The sequence below is a fragment of the Jeotgalicoccus sp. FSL K6-3177 genome (assembly GCF_038050175.1).
Taxonomy (GTDB): domain Bacteria; phylum Bacillota; class Bacilli; order Staphylococcales; family Salinicoccaceae; genus Jeotgalicoccus; species Jeotgalicoccus nanhaiensis.
Map to the genome: position 1 here is coordinate 1,127,129 of NZ_JBBOSK010000001.1, position 22,040 is coordinate 1,149,168.

The 22,040-nt window shown below is 43.8% G+C and carries 21 protein-coding genes and 1 other annotated feature; of the genes, 19 read left to right on the plus strand and 2 right to left on the minus strand.

Translation table 11 applies throughout. The annotated features are described in order from the left end of the window. Window positions 1–5: 5 nt before the first annotated feature. From mreD to MHH58_RS05635, 19 genes are all read left to right on the plus strand, one after another. Complete coding sequence (mreD, locus tag MHH58_RS05545; RefSeq protein ID WP_115884474.1) at window positions 6–524, plus strand: rod shape-determining protein MreD; 519 nt, start codon at window positions 6–8, stop codon at window positions 522–524. A gap of 41 nt (window positions 525–565) precedes the next feature. Beyond that, window positions 566–637: a sequence feature (ribosomal protein L21 leader region), on the plus strand. A gap of 11 nt (window positions 638–648) precedes the next feature. Beyond that, window positions 649–957, plus strand: coding sequence for a 50S ribosomal protein L21 (gene rplU / locus MHH58_RS05550; RefSeq protein ID WP_135096549.1), 309 nt, complete (start codon window positions 649–651; stop codon window positions 955–957). Next, complete coding sequence (locus tag MHH58_RS05555; protein ID WP_135096551.1) at window positions 957–1,277, plus strand: ribosomal-processing cysteine protease Prp; 321 nt, start codon at window positions 957–959, stop codon at window positions 1,275–1,277. Before rplU ends, MHH58_RS05555 begins: the two co-directional genes overlap by 1 nt. Before the next feature lie 10 nt (window positions 1,278–1,287). Further along, window positions 1,288–1,572 (plus strand): 50S ribosomal protein L27, encoded by a 285-nt coding sequence (gene rpmA, locus MHH58_RS05560; RefSeq protein ID WP_115884471.1) that lies wholly within the window; start codon window positions 1,288–1,290, stop codon window positions 1,570–1,572. A gap of 86 nt (window positions 1,573–1,658) precedes the next feature. Further along, window positions 1,659–2,939, plus strand: coding sequence for a GTPase ObgE (gene obgE, locus MHH58_RS05565; RefSeq protein ID WP_135096553.1), 1,281 nt, complete (start codon window positions 1,659–1,661; stop codon window positions 2,937–2,939). Between the two features lie 10 nt (window positions 2,940–2,949). Further along, the gene (gene ruvA, locus MHH58_RS05570) at window positions 2,950–3,543 is read left to right on the plus strand and encodes a Holliday junction branch migration protein RuvA (RefSeq protein WP_135096555.1); all 594 of its coding nucleotides are present in this window, start codon (window positions 2,950–2,952) and stop codon (window positions 3,541–3,543) included. Window positions 3,544–3,556: 13 nt separating this feature from the next. Next, complete coding sequence (gene ruvB / locus MHH58_RS05575) at window positions 3,557–4,555, plus strand: Holliday junction branch migration DNA helicase RuvB (RefSeq protein ID WP_135096557.1); 999 nt, start codon at window positions 3,557–3,559, stop codon at window positions 4,553–4,555. Between the two features lie 20 nt (window positions 4,556–4,575). After that, complete coding sequence (gene queA, locus MHH58_RS05580; protein ID WP_135096559.1) at window positions 4,576–5,598, plus strand: tRNA preQ1(34) S-adenosylmethionine ribosyltransferase-isomerase QueA; 1,023 nt, start codon at window positions 4,576–4,578, stop codon at window positions 5,596–5,598. A gap of 13 nt (window positions 5,599–5,611) precedes the next feature. Continuing rightward, a complete protein-coding gene (gene tgt / locus MHH58_RS05585; protein ID WP_135096561.1) occupies window positions 5,612–6,757 on the plus strand; it encodes a tRNA guanosine(34) transglycosylase Tgt in 1,146 nt (381 codons plus the stop codon). 18 nt (window positions 6,758–6,775) lie between these two features. Further along, on the plus strand, window positions 6,776–7,033 hold the full coding sequence (yajC, locus tag MHH58_RS05590) for a preprotein translocase subunit YajC (RefSeq protein WP_115884466.1): 258 nt from the start codon (window positions 6,776–6,778) through the stop codon (window positions 7,031–7,033). A 97-nt stretch (window positions 7,034–7,130) separates the two neighbouring features. Then, window positions 7,131–9,410 (plus strand): protein translocase subunit SecDF, encoded by a 2,280-nt coding sequence (gene secDF, locus MHH58_RS05595; RefSeq protein WP_341345278.1) that lies wholly within the window; start codon window positions 7,131–7,133, stop codon window positions 9,408–9,410. A 58-nt stretch (window positions 9,411–9,468) separates the two neighbouring features. Then, entirely contained in the window at window positions 9,469–11,709 is a 2,241-nt protein-coding gene (gene recJ, locus MHH58_RS05600; protein ID WP_341345279.1) for a single-stranded-DNA-specific exonuclease RecJ, read from the plus strand. Window positions 11,710–11,722: 13 nt separating this feature from the next. Further along, window positions 11,723–12,241: an adenine phosphoribosyltransferase gene (locus tag MHH58_RS05605; RefSeq protein WP_341345280.1), complete on the plus strand. Its 519-nt coding sequence runs from the start codon at window positions 11,723–11,725 to the stop codon at window positions 12,239–12,241. Between the two features lie 105 nt (window positions 12,242–12,346). Further along, window positions 12,347–14,521 (plus strand): RelA/SpoT family protein, encoded by a 2,175-nt coding sequence (locus MHH58_RS05610; protein ID WP_341345281.1) that lies wholly within the window; start codon window positions 12,347–12,349, stop codon window positions 14,519–14,521. A 10-nt stretch (window positions 14,522–14,531) separates the two neighbouring features. Further along, complete coding sequence (gene dtd / locus MHH58_RS05615; RefSeq protein WP_341345282.1) at window positions 14,532–14,984, plus strand: D-aminoacyl-tRNA deacylase; 453 nt, start codon at window positions 14,532–14,534, stop codon at window positions 14,982–14,984. Further along, window positions 14,984–15,721 (plus strand): N-acetylmuramoyl-L-alanine amidase family protein, encoded by a 738-nt coding sequence (locus MHH58_RS05620; protein ID WP_341345283.1) that lies wholly within the window; start codon window positions 14,984–14,986, stop codon window positions 15,719–15,721. The genes dtd and MHH58_RS05620 overlap by 1 nt, the downstream gene beginning before the upstream one ends. 305 nt (window positions 15,722–16,026) lie before the next feature. Next, complete coding sequence (gene hisS, locus MHH58_RS05625; protein ID WP_341345284.1) at window positions 16,027–17,289, plus strand: histidine--tRNA ligase; 1,263 nt, start codon at window positions 16,027–16,029, stop codon at window positions 17,287–17,289. Further along, window positions 17,290–19,053 carry an aspartate--tRNA ligase gene (gene aspS / locus MHH58_RS05630; RefSeq protein WP_341345285.1) on the plus strand — a complete coding sequence of 588 codons (1,764 nt, stop codon included), beginning with the start codon at window positions 17,290–17,292 and terminating at the stop codon, window positions 19,051–19,053. Window positions 19,054–19,116: 63 nt separating this feature from the next. Then, entirely contained in the window at window positions 19,117–19,851 is a 735-nt protein-coding gene (locus MHH58_RS05635) for a YwaF family protein (RefSeq protein ID WP_341345286.1), read from the plus strand. Window positions 19,852–19,871: 20 nt separating this feature from the next. Here the strand turns inward: MHH58_RS05635 and MHH58_RS05640 are convergent, their stop codons facing one another. Further along, window positions 19,872–21,548 carry a b(o/a)3-type cytochrome-c oxidase subunit 1 gene (locus MHH58_RS05640; protein ID WP_341345287.1) on the minus strand — a complete coding sequence of 559 codons (1,677 nt, stop codon included), beginning with the start codon at window positions 21,546–21,548 and terminating at the stop codon, window positions 19,872–19,874. Further along, entirely contained in the window at window positions 21,541–22,032 is a 492-nt protein-coding gene (locus tag MHH58_RS05645; protein ID WP_341345288.1) for a cytochrome c oxidase subunit II, read from the minus strand. The genes MHH58_RS05640 and MHH58_RS05645 overlap by 8 nt, the downstream gene beginning before the upstream one ends. Between the last annotated feature and the right edge of the window lie 8 nt (window positions 22,033–22,040).

Here is a 22,040-nt window from a genome sequence, read left to right on the forward strand (position 1 = left end):
CAAATATGCAGACGATAGTAATTTTTATTATAGGAATATTACTCATGTATACTGATATGGCTTTTACCGGCTTCAGTCCGATGATGGTTTTTGGAGTTGAAGTTTACTTTGTGCCGAAGCTTCTGTTTATGTATATTCTGCTTTTAACGATATACGCGGGGCCGGGAATCAGTATGTTTTTTGCTGCTGTGTTCGGTATTATGCTCGATGTGTACATCGGTTCGCTGTACGGTGTTCACATCTTTGGTTTTATCGCCTTCGTAGTCTTTATGCAGGCAGCTTTCAGAGTGTTCTACAGGGATTTTGTAGCCATGGCCTTTGTCGTGCTGCTGAACACCTTTCTTTTCGATTTATACCAGTACGCGATTTACCGGGTGCTCGATTTCATAGCGATGCCGTTTTTCGACTATATCGCGCTCCGGGCAATTCCGAGCGTACTGGTCAGTGCGCTGTTTTTCGTTATCCTTTATGTCCTTGCCATTCAGACGGCGAAGGTCAGAAAAGAATTGCGGAGAATCAATTGACACAGCCATTTATATTTTATATAATACAGTAGTTGATGAAACGTAAACGTCAACCGCACATGTATAGGTTTAAGCGGCAGAGCCCACCTATAGTGGCGTGTCTTAAATAATAGGAGGTGTAAGTATGTTTGCAATCATCGAAACAGGTGGTAAACAGGTAAAAGTTGAAGAAGGTCAATCAATCTTCGTTGAAAAATTAGAAGTTGAAGAAGGCGCTGAATTCACGTTTGACAAAGTACTTTTTGTTGGAGGCGACAACGCTAAAGTTGGAGTTCCTACAGTTGAAGGTGCTACTGTTACAGCTACAGTTGAAAAGCATGGACGCGGTAAAAAGATTAACGTTATCAAGTTCAAACGCAGAAAAAACTACAGCCGTAAACAAGGTCATCGTCAGCCTTATACTAAATTAACAATCGGCAAAATCAACGCGTAATGATTAATGTTATCGTTGCCCGTAACAGTGAGAAACATATTACCGGATTTACGATGGACGGACACGCGGACTTTGATGTTCACGGAAAAGATCTCGTATGTGCAGGTGCTTCGGCAGTTGTATTCGGCAGTGTGAACGCAGTATTTGCGCTGACTGATTACGAGCCGGCCATAGATATGGCCGACGAAGGTGGATATTTAAGTGTTAAGCTTGAAGATACATCTGATGACAGAGTTCAATTGATTTTGGAAACAATGATTGTGTCATTAAAAACTATTGAATCAGAATATAGCGAATTTATAAAAATTGAACATGAGTGAGGTGTATTGAATGTTAAAATTAAACTTACAGTTCTTCGCATCGAAAAAAGGGGTTGGGTCGACTAGAAACGGTCGTGACTCTGAATCAAAACGCCTTGGTGCCAAAAGACAAGATGGACAATTCGTAACAGGCGGATCTATTTTATTCCGTCAGCGCGGTACTAAAATTCACCCGGGTGAAAACGTAGGACGCGGCGGAGATGACACTCTATTCGCGAAAATCGACGGTGTTGTTAAATTCGAACGTGTCGGACGCGACAAAAAACGTGTTTCTGTATATCAGGAAGCAAAATAATAATTTTGTGGCATCAGCTTCTGCTGATGTCTTTTTTTATGAATGTTATAATTAAAAATAGAGAATCTTACATGGAGGTGAGTGTTATGTTTATAGATTACGTATCCGTCTACTTGAAAGCAGGTAACGGCGGTAACGGTCTGGTAGCATACCGCAGAGAGAAATATATTCCGATGGGCGGGCCATCCGGCGGAGACGGCGGTAACGGTGCAGATATTATTATGGAAGTAGATGAAGGATTAAGAACTTTAATGGACTTCAGATTCCAGCGTCACTTTAAAGCATCCCACGGAGAAAATGGAATGAATTCTAATATGCACGGTAAAAACAGTGCGCCATTAGTATTAAAAGTGCCGCCGGGCACCATAGTGAAAAACTCGGAGAATGGCGAAACGCTTGCCGATCTGATTGAACACGGCCAGCAGGCGGTAATCGCTAAAGGCGGACGCGGCGGACGCGGCAACTCCCGCTTTGCTACAAGCCGCAACCCCGCACCTGACTTTGCGGAAAACGGAGAGCCCGGTCATGAGCTCGAAGTCACAATGGAACTTAAAATGATGGCGGATGTCGGTATTGTCGGTTTTCCAAGTGTCGGTAAATCAACCCTGCTCGGCACTGTATCAAAGGCGAAACCGAAAGTCGGAGATTATCACTTCACTACGCTGCAGCCGAACCTCGGCGTAGCACAAACAAAAGACGGAAGAACCTTCGTCATGGCTGATATGCCGGGACTTATTGAAGGCGCATCAGGCGGTACAGGGCTCGGGCACCAGTTTCTCCGTCATATCGAAAGAACAAAAGTGCTCGTGCACGTAGTGGATATTTCTGAAACTGACGGCAGAGATGCGGTTGAAGATTATAAGACTATCCGCAGAGAAATGGCGATGTTTAACGAAGAACTCCTCGAGCGTCCGGAAGTTATCGCTTTAAATAAAGTGGAGTTAATCGATCACGATGAAGAAATAATTAATAACTTTATAGACGGCATTGACTCCGAGAGTGAAATTGTACAAATTTCAGCAGCAACGGGTGAAAATATCGATGCGCTTCTATATAAAGTGGCAGATCTGCTTGAAGAACAGCCGGTTGTTAAAGAAGAGATTGAGACGGAAAGCCGCGTTGTATACCGTCATGAAAAAGATCCTGATAAATTTGAAATTACACGTGATGATGACGGTGCCTATGTTGTATCGGGTGCAGCAATTGAACGTCTGTTCATGATGACAGACTTTAACCGCGAAGCCGCAGTACGCAGATTCGCGAGACAAATGCGCACGATGGGCATCGATGATGCACTTCGCGACCGGGGTATACAGGCTGGAAATATTGTGCGTATTTTAGGCGGAGAGTTTGAATTTGTAGAATAGGTGATTATAAATGTATCAGTATATAAAAGGTAAGCTGACGGAAGTCAAACCAGCCGGAGCGACTGTAGAGACAGGCGGTATCGGGTATTTGCTGCTCGTACCGAATCCGTTCCGGCTTGAAGGCTATATCAATACGGATGTAACGATTTTTACGGAGCTCATTGTAAGGGACGATGCACATACGCTGTACGGCTTTACCAGTGAGAGTGAAAAATCAATGTTTAAATCTCTCCTGAAAGTGACCGGAATTGGTCCTAAAAGTGCCTTGGCTATACTTGCTGCAGCAACGCCGAATGAAATAATCAATGCAATAGAACGGGAAGATAATGCTTTTATGCAGAAATTCCCGGGCATTGGGAAAAAGAGTGCCAGCCAGATTATTCTCGACTTAAAAGGCAAGCTGAAGCCGGATGAAACAGCGGATCCTGCTGAAACAGCGGCTGCTGCTGCGGATTCTGTTTACGTCGATGAGGCGCTGCTTGCGCTTGAAGTGCTCGGCTACTCGAAACGTGAGCTGACACGCATCGAGAAGAAACTTGCAAAAGAAAATATCAGTTCTGTTGATGAAGCAGTGAAGCTTGGACTTAAACTATTACTAAATTAAACGGGGTGAAGTAATGGATGAACGTATTTTGGATGAGCATGAGCACGATGATGAAGCGTCGCTCGAATTATCGCTCCGGCCGGCAAAATTGCAGCAGTACATCGGACAGGATGCGCTTAAAAATAATTTAAGCGTGTTTATCGAGGCGGCAAGAATGCGCGAAGAAGCGCTGGATCATGTAATTCTGCATGGCCCGCCGGGGCTCGGTAAAACGACGCTTGCCAATATTATCGCTGCTGAAATGAACGTTAATATTAAGACGACATCCGGGCCGGCGGTTGAACGAGCCGGTGACCTCGCTGCGATTTTATCCAGTTTAGAACCGGGTGATGTGCTCTTTATCGATGAAATTCACAGACTGCCGCGTTTCGTTGAAGAAATTTTATATTCCGCCATGGAAGATTTCTTTATCGATGTGGTCATCGGTCAGGGCGATGAAGCGAGAAGTATCAGAATTGATTTGCCGCCGTTTACTTTAGTCGGCGCAACGACCCGTTTCGGAAGTCTTTCAGCACCGCTCAGAGACCGTTTCGGGGTACAGCTCAGACTGCAGTATTACGACCTTGACAGTCTGAAGCTGATTATCGAGCGGACAGCGGATATTTTTGAAGTGGCGATTCCGGAAAACAGTTTGGAAGAGCTCGCGAGAAGATCACGCGGCACGCCGAGAATAGCAAACAGACTGCTCCGGCGCGTCAGAGACTTTTCAATGGTTAAAGGTGAAGAAGCAATTACACTAGATACTACGAATTATGCACTTAAAGTGCTGGAAGTCGATCCGGAAGGCCTTGAGCCGGTTGACCATAAAATTATGCGGACGATTATCGGTACATACGGAGGCGGTCCCGTCGGCCTCGAAACCGTTGCGGTATCCATCGGCGAAGAAGTCGTGACACTGAATGATGTATATGAACCGTATTTAATCCAGCGCGGATTTTTGGAACGGACACCAAGAGGGCGTAAAGCCACAGCGAAATCATTTGAATATTTTAAAAATATTGATTTGACTTAAGCTGGTTTAGGAGGAAACACATGAAGTTAGAAGAATTTGATTTTCATCTGCCTGAAAACTTAATTGCGCAGACACCGTTAAAAGAGCGTACGAATTCAAGGCTGCTTGCTGTTAATAAGACGACAGGCGACTTGACCGACAAACATTTTTACGATGTCGCGGATTATTTTACTCCGGGGGATGTACTCGTATTAAATGATACGAAAGTACTGCCTGCAAGACTGTTTGGCATCAAAGAAGAAACAGGCGCAAAAATTGAAATGCTGCTCTTAAAACCGCTTGACGGCGGATACGAAGTACTCATCCGTCCGGCGAAAAAAATCAGTATAGGTACAAGGATTACTTTCGGAGAAGGCAAGCTCGTTGCGGAATGCACAGCGAAATTCGAAGAAGGTATTCATCATATGAAGCTGATTTACGACGGCATTCTGGAACAGGTTCTGGATGAACTCGGTGAAATGCCGCTGCCGCCGTATATTAAAGAAAAACTCGATGATAAAGACCGCTACCAGACTGTCTTTGCACGGGAATCCGGTTCAGCTGCAGCACCGACAGCAGGGTTGCACTTTACCGAGACACTGCTGAAAGAGATTCAGGATAAAGGTGTTGAAATTGTTTATATTACGCTGCATGTCGGCCTCGGAACTTTCCGTCCAGTCGCAGCAGAAACGATTGAAGACCATAAAATGCACAGCGAATTCTATATGATGACAGCTGATGCGGCAGAAAAACTGAACCGGGCTAAAGATGCTGGCGGTAAAATTATCAGTGTCGGTACGACGAGTACCCGTACGCTCGAAACTATTATGCATGAACATGGCGAATTTAAAGAAGCCTCCGGATTTACAGATATTTTTATTTACCCGGGCTTTATTTACAAGGCGGTGGACGTCTTGATAACGAACTTCCATCTGCCTAAATCTTCGCTGGTCATGCTGGTCAGCGCGTTCAGTTCGAGAGAACATATTTTAAATGCATACGCCCATGCAGTCGACTCGGAATACCGTTTCTTCTCGTTCGGCGATGCGATGATTTTATATTAAAGAGGTGACTACTTTGGCAATTCGCTATGAACATATTAAAACGTGCAAACAGACGGGTGCGCGACTCGGCAAGCTCCATACACCGCATGGTGTTATCGATACGCCGATTTTCATGCCGGTCGGCACGCTCGCAACAGTCAAGACGATGTCTCCGGAAGAGCTTGCTGATATCGGTTCACAGATTATTTTATCGAACACATATCACTTATGGCTGCGGCCGGGAAATGACATTGTTAAAGAAGCCGGCGGCCTCCATAAGTTCATGAACTGGGACAAGCCGATTCTGACAGACTCGGGCGGTTTTCAGGTATTCAGCCTGAGCCATCGCCGTAAAATTACCGAAGAAGGCGTCCATTTCCGGAGCCATCTCGACGGCTCTAAATTATTTTTAGGTCCGGAAGGCGCGATGGATATTCAGCATGACCTCGGCTCAGATATTATGATGAGCTTTGACGAATGTGCAGCGATTCCTTCGACCCACGATTACGTTAAGCAGTCAGTTGAACGCACGACACGCTGGGCTGACCGCGGTCTCAATCACCATATTAAAAAAGGACACGATAAACACCAGGCGCTCTTTGGCATCGTCCAGGGCGGGGAGTATAAAGACCTCCGCGAACAGAGTGCGAAGGATTTAGTAGCAATGGACTTCCCGGGCTATTCCATCGGCGGCTTATCTGTCGGAGAACCGAAACCTGTAATGTACAGAGTGCTCGAAGAAACCGTGCACCTGCTGCCGGAAGATAAACCGAGATACTTAATGGGCATCGGTTCGCCGGATGCTCTGATCGAAGGTGTTATCCGCGGGGTCGACATGTTTGACTGTGTACTGCCGACGCGTATTGCACGAAACGGAACAACGATGACTTCCGAAGGACGTGTTGTCGTTAAAAATAAAAAATTCGAACGCGATTTTACACCGCTGGATCCGAATTGCGACTGCTACACTTGTAAGAACTACACACGTGCCTACCTCAGACATTTATTTAAAGCAAATGAGATACTCGGATTGAGACTTACTACTTATCATAATCTTTATTTTCTGTTAAACTTGATGGAAGATGTTCGAACTGCAATTTTAAATGATAATTTATTGGATTTTAAAGAAGCATTTTTCGAATCTTATGGATTGAATACTGAAAATCCGAAAAATTTCTAAGCAGGAGGAAATTGCGCAATGGAATTACTCGTAACTTTTGCACCGATAATCGTTTTAGTTTTAGTTATGTATTTCTTAATGATCCGCCCGGCTCAAAAGAGACAAAAAGCGGTACAGGAAATGCAGGCTGGACTGCAAAAAGGCGATGAAGTCATTACAATCGGCGGTTTGCACGGTACTGTAGAGTCTTTCGACCAGAAGCACATGTACTTACGTACTGATGAGTCGGCAGTTCTTAAATTTGACCGTGTCGCTTTAAAAGAAGTTGTAAAATAAATACAAAAACCTAAGTCGGCATTCGTCGGCTTTTTTTATTTATCTTTGTAATTTTTAACGTTATAATTAACTCATTGTAAAAACTAGAGGTGTCAACGTGAAAAAGAAATCCAGTAAATTAATTATTGCACTGATGATTGTTGTCGTACTGTTTACAACAATCGCCTTAACGCTTAAAGATGTATTAAATAACGTCAATCTCGGTCTGGATCTCCAGGGCGGTTTTGAAGTTCTTTATCAGGTCGAACCTCTTGAAGAAGGAGATACGATTGATGACAGCGCAGTCCGGAGTACAGCATCAACACTCGATTCAAGAGTTAACGTACTCGGTGTGTCGGAACCGAATATACAAATTGAAGATAATAACAGAATCAGAGTGCAGCTTGCCGGTGTCGATGACCAGCAGGAAGCAAGGGAGCTTTTAAGCACCCAGGCTGAACTGACAATTCGCGACGTCGACGATAATGTACTGCTGTCCGGCAAAGACTTAGTCCAGGGCGGTGCGTCTCAGGATTATGATGAGATGAACAATGCCATGGTGTCTTTAGAACTGCGTGACAGCAATAAGTTTAAAGAAGTGACTGAAGAAATTTCACAGCGTCCTCCGGGTGAAAACCTGATGGTAATCTGGATGGATTTCACAGAAGGTGAAGATTCATTTCTAGAGGAAGTGCAAAAAGAAAATCCGAAATTTATCTCTGCACCGACGGTGTCACAGCCGATTAATTCGACTGATGTAATGATTTCAGGCGGCTTTGAAGGCCAGGAGGGCGTCGAACGTGCACAAAATATTTCGGCGCTTCTTAACTCAGGTTCGCTGCCAGTAAAACTCGACGAAGTATATTCTACTTCTGTCGGAGCGCAGTTCGGTGAGCAGGCGCTCGATGAAACTGTTACAGCTGGTCTGATTGGTGTTGGACTTGTATTTCTGTTCATGCTTGTATTCTACAGAATACCAGGTTTTATTGCGGTAATTACACTCAGTGTGTATATATTCCTGACACTGGCCGGTTTTAATGCGATCAGCGGTGTACTGACCTTGCCGGGTATTGCGGCTCTGATATTAGGTGTCGGTATGGCTGTGGATGCAAATATAATTCTGTACGAAAGAATAAAAGATGAACTGCGTATCGGCCGCAGTTTAAAACAGGCATATAAAAAAGCGGCATCATCTTCTTTATGGACCATTATTGATGCTAACCTGACAACTTTAATTGCTGCTGTAGTCCTGTTTATTTTTGGTACGAGTAGCGTTAAAGGATTTGCAACTATGCTCATGCTCTCAATTTTAATGAGCTTTGTTACGGCGGTATTCTTAACGCGGGTGATTATGTCCCTGATTGTTCAGTCGAATTATGCTTATAACAAAAAAGGCTGGTTCGGGGTAAATGCGAAAAGTATTCATAATATCTCTGAAGGTAAAGAGATTGAAGATTTAAGTACCCCATGGGACCGTTTTAATTTCGTTAAGCATGCGAATAAGTTTTTTGCCTTCAGTGCTTTACTCGTCGCGGCAGGAGTAATTATTCTCTTTGTATTTAAGCTGAATCTTGGAATCGACTTTACAAGCGGTACAAGAGCAGATATTGTGACAGACGGCACGGCGGCAGTTGAAGAAGTCGAAAGTGAGCTTGATAGTCTCGGTATTCCTCCGGAAAACTTGACAGTCTCGGGACCGGATACAATTGTTGCCCGCTACGGTACTGATCTGTCGCAGCAGGAAGTGACTGAGATGCAGACACACTTTAATGAAATGTACGGCAATGAACCTATGATCAGCACGGTCAGTCCGGTTATCGGCCAGGAACTTGCACAGAATGCAATTATTGCACTGATTATCGCTTCTGTCGGTATTATTATATATGCTTCAATCCGGTTCGAATGGCGTATGGCGCTGCCTGCTGTGCTGGCTCTCTTGCATGACGTGCTGATTATCCTTGCAGTATTTTCTGTCTTCCGCATCGAAGTGGATATTACTATAATCGCTGCAGTACTGACCGTTGTCGGTTATTCGATTAACGACACGATTGTGACCATGGACAGAATTCGTGAAAACAATCGGAAAATTAAAGTGTTCAGAAGCGAAGAAGAGATTAATATTGTCATTAACCGGTCATTAAGACAGACAGCAACACGCTCAATCAATACAGTGCTGACTGTTTTAATCGTGGTTATCTTCTTAGTCTTCTTCGGTGCATCGTCGATATTCAACTTCTCGCTGGCCTTGTTCATCGGTCTGATGAGCGGTGTATATTCATCGTTCTTCATTGCAATACAGCTGTGGGGTGTCTTAAAACGCAGACAGCTTAGAAAATCAGGCGGAGAAATTGTTGTCTATACTGAGAAAGCTAAAAATGATGATAAAGTGGTAGTATAATAATAGTAAATTCAAAACGTCCGGGTGCGCCTGGACGTTTTTTAAAAAGGTGATAATTATGTTTACATCAAAATATACATGGCAGGTGCGGGAACGCACTGAACAGTTAAGCGAGGATATTAAAAAAGAATATAAATTGAATCATCTGGAAGTAACCTTGCTTGAAAACCGCGGTTATAATACACAGGAGCAGGTGGATGAAATTCTGGCGCCGTCAGAGTATAACTGGCAGTATATGCCGAATATTAATGAAGCGGCAGCAATGATTAAAAAACATCTGGACGCGGAGTCCCGAATTTTAATTTACGGCGACTATGATGCGGACGGGATAACCAGCACCGCAATTTTATACGACGCGCTGAGAGCGGAAAACGAAAATGTTTTTTATTTTATCCCGAACAGAATGGAACACGGCTACGGTCCGAACTACGATTTCTTTGAATTCGAAGTCGTCGGGAATGCAGATCTTGTAATTACGGTTGACAACGGTGTCGCAGCAGCAAAGGAAATCGCACTGCTCCGTGAAAATAATATCGACACAGTGATTATAGATCACCACGCTTTTGCAGATGAAATTCCGGATGCAGTGATCGTTCATGCCGGTTATCCGGAAAGTAAATATCCTTTCCAGGAACTTGCGGGTGTCGGTGCTGCTTACAAGGTTATCCAGGCTCTTGGTCTCGCTAAAGATGAGTATCTCGGACTTGTCGCTATAGGCACAGTCGCAGATATCGTCTCGATGACGGATGAGAATAAATTTCTCGTAACAAGAGGACTCGCTGAACTGAATCAGAAGATGCCGCTCGGTTTATCAACATTATTAAAAATGAGCAATCATACAGGAACAATTGACGAAGAGACAATCGGTTTTACTATTGCACCAAGATTAAATGCGACAGGGAGAATGGACGAAGCGTCAATTGGTGTGGAACTGTTACTGGCGGATGATGAGAACCGTGCATATGAAATTGCCTCCGGCATTGAAGAACTGAATACCGAGAGAAAAGCACTGGTTGAAACGATTTATAAGGAAGCGGCTGATCAGGTCGATGAAAGTAATGAAATTAATATTGTCGCGGGCGAAGACTGGCATCAGGGCGTGCTCGGCATTGTGGCATCGAGACTCGTCGACAGATTCGGCAAGCCTGCGATTGTTATGAGCAGTGATTTTGATGTGTATAAAGGTTCGGCACGGTCAATTGAAGGCATTGATCTCCTCGGTGTTCTGAAAAATTATCCCGATTATTTCAATACGCTTGGCGGTCATTCCCAGGCGCTCGGCTTATCGGTCTACGAAGACTCTCTTGATGAATTTAAAAAAACAATAACCGGATATTTTAATGAGCTGAATCTTAACTTAAAACCTGTTCAGTATATTGATTATAAAGTGACGGGTGACAATTTAACACTGAAAGATTTTGAACGCATCAGAAGATTAAAACCTTTTGGCAAGGATTTTAATACCCCGGTATTTATGATTGCGAATCAGACAGTTAAGAGTATCCGTCAGGTCGGCAAAGACTTATCGCATATTAAAATTACGCTGCAGGAGCTGGATATCGATATTATCGGCTTTAAATTCGGTTTTCTTCACAGCGAAGTGCAGAGCGGCGACAAAATCAGTTTAATCGGCAGGCTGAATATTAACGACTTTAATCATAAGCGCACACTGCAGATGGTCCTGATGGATGCGCGCATTGACGATTTGCAGATTATTGATATGCGTGCTAAAAACGAGCAGGATTTTTCGCTTATTAAAAGCGATGATCTGTTCGTCACGAGCGAAGGTAATGACGGCAAAGAAAATTACTTTACGTACGGGGACCCGCTGCCGATTGCAGTGGATACTGTAGTGCTGCGGGATATTCCTTATGATCTTGAAGAGCTGAAGACAACATTGAAAGGGCTGCAGGCTTCTAAAATTATTGTAATTTTTAACGATAAAAATGAACTGTTTTTTGAAGGGCTGCCGTCGAAACAGCTGATTGAACAGACAGATGAAATTATTATGAATGCGAAGGACGGGGCAATAGATTTAACTATCCATGCGCCGCATCTTGCAAAAAGAATAGGCACTTCGATGAGAAACTTAAAAATTATTACCGATATTTTAGCAGATTTGTCACGAATCCGCCTCGAAAATGGTATAGTATATAAGGATGAAGTACAGAGCGGGATCAATATAGAAAACAGTCAATATTTAAAACGCTTAACTACTAAAATTGAAGCCGAGGCAAAACTGAAAATGTCTTCCGGCCAAAATATGAAAGATTATTTACGTACATTAATTACAGCGTAAATTGGAGGAAATTATGGATTTAAAACAGTATGTATCAGAAGTTGAAAACTGGCCGAAAGAAGGTGTCAGTTTTAAAGATATCACTACGATAATGGATAACGGCCCCGCATATAAATATGCAACGGATCAGATTGTAGAGTACGCTGCAGCGAAGGATGTTGACATTGTTGTCGGACCTGAAGCACGCGGATTTATTATCGGCTGCCCGGTTGCTTACAGTATGGGTATCGGTTTTGCACCGGTGCGTAAAAAAGGTAAATTGCCGCGCGAGGTACTGGAGTACGAATACGATCTCGAGTATGGTACAAATGTGCTGACGATGCATAAGGATGCTATCAAACCGGGACAGCGTGTCCTCATTACAGATGACCTGCTCGCTACCGGCGGTACGATTATGGCGACGATTAAATTGATTGAAGAGATGGGCGGCGTTGTGGCCGGAATCGCTTTCCTGATTGAGCTTAAATATTTAAATGGAATGGAATTGCTCGATGGTTATGATACAATTTCATTAATCACTTATGAAAGTTAAGAAAAGCCTGTAAATACAGGCTTTTTTCTATAGGTTCTGTTTCTTTAGACATTTATTTGTAGTATTATTATTTTATATCTAAATTTTCGGAAGGGTGGCGTGACCATGAATAAGGAATACCCGTATGAAGCACAAGATGTTTTTAATATGTGTGGTGAATATCTCGATGACAGCGATTTGCAGATGATAAAAAAAGCATACGAGCTGGCACGTGAAGCACATGAGGGACAGTTCCGTAAAAATGGTCTGCCGTATATCGCACACCCTGTACAGGTTGCAGGAATTTTAGCAGAGCTGAAACTCGATGCACCGACTATTGTCGCAGGATTTCTGCATGATGTCGTTGAAGATACTCAGTATACATATGATGATTTAATCAGTATGTTTAATGAAGAAGTAGCAATTATTGTAGACGGTGTGACGAAACTTGAAAAAGTAAAATACCGTTCCCATCAGGAGCAGCAGGCTGAAAATCACCGCAAGCTGTTTATCGCTATAGCGAAAGATATCCGCGTAATATTAGTAAAACTGGCCGACCGCCTGCATAACATGCGGACACTGAAAGCAATGCCTGAAGAAAAACAGGTGCGTATCTCGCGGGAGACGCTGGAAATATATGCGCCGCTTGCCCATCGCCTCGGTATTTCAAGCATTAAGTGGGAACTTGAGGACACGGCACTAAGATACATAGAACCGGGACAGTATTTCCGTATTGTCAGTCTGATGAAAAAGAAACGCAGTGAACGGGAAAATGTTATTGATGAAGCAATCGAAAAAATAGATTCGGAACTTGACTCGAGTTCGGTGGAGCATAATTTATCCGGCCGCCCGAAACATATCTACAGTATTTATAAGAAAATGCAGAAGCAGTCGAAACAGTTTGAGCAGATATTTGATCTGCTTGCCATCCGCGTACTGGTCAATGATGTGCGGGATTGTTATGCGGCGCTCGGAATTATTCACACAATCTGGCGGCCGATGCCTGGCAGATTTAAAGATTATATCGCTATGCCGAAGCCGAATATGTACCAGTCGCTGCACACGACTGTTGTCGGACCGAACGGCGATCCGCTGGAAATTCAAATCCGCACCCATGAAATGCATGAGATTGCAGAACATGGTGTAGCTGCGCACTGGGCCTATAAAGAAGGTGTCGATGCGAACAAAGCATCGCTTGATGCAAGGCTTGACTGGTTTAAAGATATCGTCGGCAATGAAACCGATAATCCTGATGCAGAAGAATTTATGGCGGCGCTGAAAACAGACCTTCTCAGCGACAAGGTATATGTCTTTACACCGGATGGCGATGTTATTGAACTCCCTCAGGGAGCGATTCCGATTGATTTTGCCTACCAGGTTCACTCCGAAGTAGGGAATAAGATGGTCGGTGCCAAAGTGAATGGTAAAATCGTACCGATTGACCATGAGCTTGAAACTGGCGATATTCTCGAAATCAGAACGAGCAAGCAGTCATACGGACCGAGCATCGACTGGCTGAAAATGGTCAAAACATCCAGTGCCCGCAATAAAATCCGGTCCTTCTTCAAGAAGCAGGATCGCAAAGTAAACATTGAAAAAGGCCGGCAGGCTGTTGAGCTTGAAATAAAAGCGCGCGGTTATAATCCGGACAATGTAATCCAGGATGATAATGTATCAGGTGTGCTCGCACGCTATAATCTGCACGATGAAGATGATCTGTTTGCGATGATCGGTTTTGGCGGAGTTACAGCAAACCAGGTGACAAACCGTCTTCTTGAGAAAATTAAAGAAGCTGAACAAAAATCGAATCAGATTGAGGAAATCGACCGCACACATCATTATAAAGAAATAACAACTGAATCCGGCGTATATGTCGAAGGCATGGACAATATGCTGATTAACCTGTCTAAATGCTGCAATCCGATTCCAGGGGACGATATTATCGGTTATATAACGAAAGGACACGGGGTCAAAGTCCACGTCATTACCTGTCCGAATATTATCCATGAAACCGAGCGTCTGATCGATGTCGAATGGGTCGGCAATAAAAATGTAGATAAGAGATATCAGGTGGATCTCGAAATTACAGGCTATGACCGCAACGGTCTTGTAAATGAAATCTTAAACTTAATTTCCAGCCTGAAAGTCCCGATTACACGTGTGAACGGCCTTGCTGATGAAACAAAACAGGCGAGAGTGAGTTTATCTATTATGGTTCCGAATAAGCACGAATTGTATCGTGCAGTAGACAGAATTAAACAACTAAAAGATATATACAGCGTTGAACGCGTATTTAAGTGAGGTATAAGAGATGAAAATCATTTTACAGAAAGTTTCCCACGCGCTGGTTGCCAACAACGAAATGTATAATGAGATTAACGACGGCTACTGTTTACTGGTGGGCGTCAGTAAAACATCTACAGAGGAAGATGCACGCGTCCTTGCAAGAAAGATTGCGAATGCCCGTATTTTTGATGATCAGGAAGGCAAGATTAATTTATCGATTAAAGAAGTCGGCGGCGAAATTTTAAGTGTGTCCCAGTTCACTCTGTATGCATCCACCCTGAAAGGCAATCGTCCAAGTTTCACAGAAGCAGCTTCCGGTGAAGATGCAAGAGCACTTTACAAGGTCTTCAATGAAGCGCTGCGCGAACACGACCTTGTTGTAAAAGAAGGGTTTTTCGGGGAACATATGGACGTAAGGCTGATTAACGATGGACCAATCACTATTATTTACGAAGCCGAGGACGGTAAAATCATCTGATGGATTCAATTAAAGCAATCTTCAAAAAATCGGCTGATGCAATCGGCTATTTCCTGAAGTATAAAAAGCATCTGTATATTAAACCGCTCTTCTTTATCATTATTGCGCTCGGTATTGTCCTGCTGTCGGTTTATGTATATAAAAATGTTATACATGAACCGGAAGAATTAATTACGATGGACTTTTCAGAAGCTGATGATGAAGTGAGCTACGACTTCAGCGGCACGACAGTTGCCCTCGATCCCGGGCACGGCGGCGAAGACCCCGGGGCGCCGAGTAAATACGGCGAAAATGAAGACACAATTGTCTACTCAATTGCCTCCATGCTTGAGCAATCGCTCACAGAAGCAGGGGCGGAAGTAATTATGACCCGTGGAGCAGATGAAACCGTGAGTCTTGATGACCGTAAAGTCGAGGCAGATTTATTTATCAGCCTGCACAGCGACGCTTTTGATGACCCTGCGATTTCAGGCTTTACAACCTTTTATACCTACCCGAACCAGGAAGACTTCGGTGAACATTTAAATGCAGCGCTCGATGAGCATTCGCTGCTGTTTAACCGCGGCAACCAGGTCATGCAGTACCAGGTCGTCTGGCAGCTTGATTATCCCGGAGTTTTAATTGAACTCGGCTACCTGAGTAATGAGTTTGATGATTATATATTAAATCAGGAAGATTATCAGGACGAAATGGTCACAGCTATTATGGAAGGAATCGACAGTTATTTAAAGCGTTAGCTTGACAAAGATAAAAAATCTGACTATTATAAAGAGAATAATTCAACTTAATACCTTTACTTCATGGCGAAGAGAATATCTATAATGAGGCACAGAGAAATTCACCCAGGCTGAAAGTGAATGCTCCAAATGATATTTGCCGACACTTTGCTAAAGAAGCTGTATATACAGCGGTCACAGCCGTTATCTGTTGAAAGAGCACTTTTGTGCTGAACTTAGGGTGGCACCACGACCATTTCGTCCCTTATACCGTTTCCCGGTATAAGGGATTTTATTTTTTTATAAAAAATTCAGGAGTGATGATAATGATACAGGTACCGAGAGGAACACAGGATATATTACCGGAAGAATCTTATAAATGGCAGTATATTGAGAAAAAACTGCACGAGATTGCAAAGAATTATAATTATGAAGAAATCCGTACACCGATGTTTGAATCAACAGACCTTTTTGTCCGAGCAGTCGGCGGCTCTACAGATATTGTGAATAAGGAAATGTATACATTTAAAGATAAGGGCGACCGCAGTCTGACGCTGCGTCCGGAAGGGACGGCGCCTGTTGTGCGCAGTTATATTGAAAATAAAATGCAGCACAACGTTGAGCAGCCGGTGAAGCTTTTTTATCTGGCGCCGATGTTCCGCTATGAACGCAAGCAGAAAGGGCGCTACCGCCAGTTCGTTCAGTTCGGTGTTGAAGCAATCGGGGTTGAAGACCCGCTGATCGATGTGGAAGTCTTAAGTATGCTTATGAATATTTACCGGTCCTTCGGCCTTAAAAATCTGAAGCTTGTAATTAATTCAATCGGTGATATCGAGAGCCGCAACGAATACAATAAAGCGCTGGTTGAACACTTTTCACCGCGCATCGATGAATTCTGCAATGACTGCCAGACACGTATTAATACGAATCCGATGCGCATTCTCGACTGTAAGGTAGACCGAGATCACGAGCTCGTTAAAACAGCACCGCGCATGTACGATTATTTAAACGATGAGTCAAAAGCTTACTTTGAAACTGTTAAAGCGAAACTGGATGAACTTAATATTAATTATGAAGTGGATTATAATCTGGTACGCGGCCTCGATTACTATACGCACACAGCTTTTGAGCTGATGAGCGATGCCGAAGGTTTCGGTGCTATTACGACTCTATGCGGCGGCGGACGCTACAACGGACTGCTCGAGATGATGGACGGGCCGGATAAAACCGGAATCGGTTTTGCACTCAGCATCGAGCGTCTGCTGCTTGCCCTTGAAGCTGAAGGGATTGAAATTCCGAAAGACAAAGGCATCGATCTTTATATCTGCACTATGACTGATGAAGCACGGAATGCTGCAGGAACGCTGCTGCACAAACTGCGCAGCCGCAACATCAGTGCGGATATGGATTATGAAAACCGGAAACTGAAAGCACAGATGAAAGATGCTGACAGAAAGAACGCCCAGTATACTATTGTGCTCGGTGAAGATGAGCTTGACAGTCGTCAGGCCGACTTGAAAAATATGGAGACGGGTGAAACCGTAAAATTATCGTTCGACGATATAATTAATACACTGGAGGAATTGTAGATGACAAGAATATATTCTAATGAAGTTACACTTGATACAGCAGGCGAAACAGTTCATCTGCAAGGCTGGGTGCAGAAGCGCCGCGACCTTGGCGGACTGATTTTTATCGACTTAAGAGATAAGAACGGTCTGATTCAGGTCGTCTTTAATCCGGACGTTTCCAAGGAAGCACTGACGATTGCCGATAAAATCCGTACCGAGTATGTTGTGGATATTAAAGGTACAGTTAAAAAACGCGATGAAAAACAAGTAAATAAAAATATAGAATCCGGCGAAATTGAAGTTTATGCAGAAGAAATTGAAATTCTGGCTAAAGCAAAAACACCGCCTTTCCAAGTAAGCGATGATAATATCAATGAAGATACGCGTCTGAAATACCGCTATATTGATTTGCGCCGTCCGAAACTGCAAAATATATTAAAAACGCGTTCTATAATTAATAAAGCAGTCAGAGACTTTTTAGCGGAAGAAGACTTTATGGATATTGAAACACCTGTGCTGTCAAAATCGACACCGGAAGGCGCGCGCGACTATTTAGTGCCGTCGCGTGTCCACCCGGGAGAGTTTTACGCGCTGCCGCAGTCTCCGCAAATCTACAAGCAGCTGTTAATGCTTTCCGGCATGGAGCGTTACTATCAGATTGTTAAATGTTTCCGCGATGAAGACCTCCGTGCTGACAGACAGCCGGAATTCACACAGATAGATATTGAGAAATCATTTACCGACCAGGAAGATATTATCGATATGAACGAGCGCCTGATTCAGTATGTAATGAAGGCGGTAAAAGGACTTGATATCCCAGCACCTTTCCCGCGTATTACGTATGAGGATGCAATGGCGTGCTACGGTGTGGATAAGCCGGACACGCGCTTTGGCCTTGAACTGCAGAATTTAAACGAGTTCAGCAGCACTGCTGATTTTAAAGTATTTAAAGCAGCTGTTGAGGCCGGCGGTTCTGTGAAAGCCATCGTTGTGCCTGGCGCAGCGCCGGATTATTCACGTAAGGATATCGATAAGCTGGAAGCATTCGTTAAGAACTACGGAGCTAAGGGACTCGCCTGGATGAAAGTAAATGAAGAAGGCATGCAGGGGCCGATTGCGAAGTTCTTTGATGACAGCAAGAAGCAGGAATTAACGGAGACTTTATCGTTAAATACTGATGACCTCGTCTTATTTGTTGCAGATAAAGATTCAGTTGTACATGCTGCTCTCGGCAATCTGCGCAACAAGCTCGGCAAGGACTTAGGATTAGTCGACAAAGATCAGTTTAACTTTATCTGGGTGACCGATTGGCCGTTATTCGAATACGATGAAGACCTCGGCCGCTATTTTGCAGCGCACCATCCATTCACATCACCGAAGCGTGAAGATATTGATAAACTTGAAACTGCACCTCATGAAGTGAAAGCCAATGCTTACGATATCGTCTTGAATGGTTATGAACTCGGCGGCGGTTCAATCCGCATCAGCGATGCCGAGCTGCAGGAGAGAATGTTCAGAGCGCTCGGTTTCACAGATGAAGAACGCGACAGCCAATTCGGCTTCCTGATTGAAGCCTTCCAGTACGGTGCGCCCCCGCATGGCGGGATTGCATACGGTCTTGACCGTTTTGTAATGCTCCTGACAGGTTCGGATAATATCCGCGACGTTATCGCGTTCCCTAAAACACAAAATGCGAGTGATTTAATGATGGATGCACCTTCGGATGTATCCAGAGAACAGTTAAAAGAACTGCATATAGACGTAGAAGTTGAAAAAGACTAGAAGAATTGGTTAAACTGAGATTGTACAATCTCAGTTTATTTTTTTATATACAAGGAGGTTCATATGCAGTCATTTCTTGATCCTGAAGCACCATTGGTGCAAATCGGCGATCTTAATCATGTAATTTATCTGGCCGGCATCTTTGTTATTTTGTTTATGCTGTTTAAGTTTCGTTATCAGATTAAAGAAAATCCCAAAAGGGCAATGCTCGGTATACTGATTTTTGCTATTGTTCAGCGAATCATCAGCGGCAGCTATTACATTTTAGCTGATGAGTTTACAGTGACAGATTCACTGCCGCTCCACATCTGCAGAGTAGTGTGCTATTTAATCATTATTCAATATTTTGCTGAACAGAAGTGGCTGGATCAGATAATTTTCTATTTTGGTTTGTTTGCATATGCATCTTTTATATACCCGGTCGGTATTTCACCGGCACTTCATATGCTGGGTCTGTCATTTTTCATGCTGCACAGCTTGATAATCGTCTATCCGCTTATCAGGTATTTTACGAAGGGATTTGTGCCTTCATTAAAAGGTGCACTTCAGTCGGCGGTTTTATTTGCAGTTTATTTAACCAGCATGCAGCTGTTGAATAATGCAATCGGCAGCAATTATTTTTATACTGAAGAACGGCCGTTTCTGCACGACTTAAGCGAGCCTGTTTACTTTTTCCTGAATATGTTCGGCATTGGAATCGGTTTTGTTATCGTTGCCTTACTTATTCATCTGGTAATTAATTATGTTAAACATAAGACAGAAAAACCTAAAAATGAAAAAGAAAAAACACTGGTGTAGTCCAGTGTTTTTTCTTATATTTACCAGAGTTTAAAACCTTTGGCTCCCGGTATGTTTTCAGTAAACATTTGCGTAACAGGAACTGTATAAGCAATGAGAATCAGGAAGATTGTAATAATGATCAGCAATCTCCAGTTTTCCACCCATTTAACAACCGGCTCCTCCTGGTCCATAAACATTGCGACAGGAAATTCCTCCGGATCGTTTACTTTTGGTCCGGTAGTCAGTTTTAAGAACAGGAGTATTGCAATAATGATAGCGATAAACAGGAAGGAGCCACCGACGGCCTGCATCACCTGGTAAGTTATCCATTCAGAAGCAATATCAGCTCCGCCGTATTCTGAAAATGTAGAACGTCTCGGTGCGCCGCGAAGGCCTGCCCAGTGCATGGCAAGAGACATAATACCCATGCCGAGTGCCCATGTATAAGCAAGGAACAGCCCGAGTCTATTGGCGATTTTATCAATTTTTCTGCCTGTTATATGAGGCAGCAGGAACAGCATGGCAGCAAAGTAAGTCAGAATAACAGGAGCGCCGACAGTAATATGGAAGTGTCCGACAATCCATATCGTGTTATGCACCAGCTGATTCATTTGACCGGAAGCATTAATAATACCGCCGAGTCCGCCCGGAATGAAAAACAGCATGCCGATAAAAACAAGTACAAAACGTGCGTCGGTCCACGGCAGCTTTTTAAACCAGTCGAGCAGGCCGCGGGCGCCCTGTTTGCGGCCGTATGTTTCAAAGACGGCAAACATGCTGAACGCAGTCATGAGCGACGGCACTATAACCATAAAGGTCAGAACAACCTGCAGACCTTTCCAGAAAGCATCGATCCCGGGATCCACAAGCTGGTGGTGAATACCGACTGGAATACTGAAGAATAAAAACAGTACGAAAGCTAAACGTGCCAGGTTATCAGAGAAACCTTTCGTTCCAAGCACTTTCGGTATCACGGCATACCAGACCATATAAGCAGGCAGGAGCCAGAAGTAAACGAGCGGATGACCGAAATACCAGAACAGGGTGCGGCTCAGCGAAATGTTAATCGTTTCAACCCAACCGAGCGACCAAGGTATAAACTGAAACAGCACCGTTGCAGCGACTCCGATAGTACAAACAATCCACATGACGTTGTTAATTGCCGTCATATAACTTAAGAGCGGTGTTTTCTGTCCTTTATTTTCTTTTCGCCATCTGAAGTATCTCATCAGCTGGCCAGCAACTGAAATCCATGTACCGACGATGACGAGGGCAAGGCCGATATAGTGGACAGCATGCGCCTGAAGCGGTGCATAGAATGTATACAGCACACTCGCTTCATTTAAAGCAATCATTGCCGCGGACATTAAAGTCCCGGCTGTCATGACCCAGAAGCCCGTCCAGCCGAGTCTCAGTTCAGAAGTGCTGAATGAGCCGGCAGTTCTTGACAACGCTGCAATCTGGAAACCCATTATAAAGAAAAATGTCATAACAAGAGCAAGAATTACACCGTGCAGCGTGAGGAGCTGATAATAGCCGATGCCAAAAGGCAGTTCGAACTGCCCCGACCGGACGAGAGTCTGCAGAAGTCCGGCAGTCCCTCCGATTAATAGGGCAAATGAAACCCAGATCATGTTCGCGAGCACAAGTTTACCGTCTTTTTTATCTACTTTTGTTTTACTTGAAAAAATCTCAGAGCCGGTATAGTTACTCATTAGCAATACCTCCATTTACAACTTTCAGCGTCGATGTCATATCGGTATGACCGACACCGCAATACTCATTGCAGACAATGAGATGTTCACCGGGCTCATCAAAGGTCATTTCATATGTAGAAACGAGCCCCGGTTCAGCGATCATATTAACGTTCGTTCCGACGACCTGGAAACCGTGAACGACATCCGGACTCGTCACGTGAATTTTTACAGTAGAACCTGCAGGGATTTCAACTTCTCTCGGTTCGTACATAAAAGCGCTGGCAAGAAAATATAAATCATAATCGTGATCGCCGTCTGTGGCCTTCTTAAGCCCCGGTTCACTGAAGCGGGCATCTTCCCGGACATGTTCGGGATTAATAGTCTCGATGCCGCTCGCAGCAGGCGTGTGTCCGCCGTGAACAGCTGAAATACCTAAAATAATTAAAAATACTGCAAGTGAAGCTGTTCCAAGTGAAATCCATATTTTTTCGTATTTATGCATTTAATAGC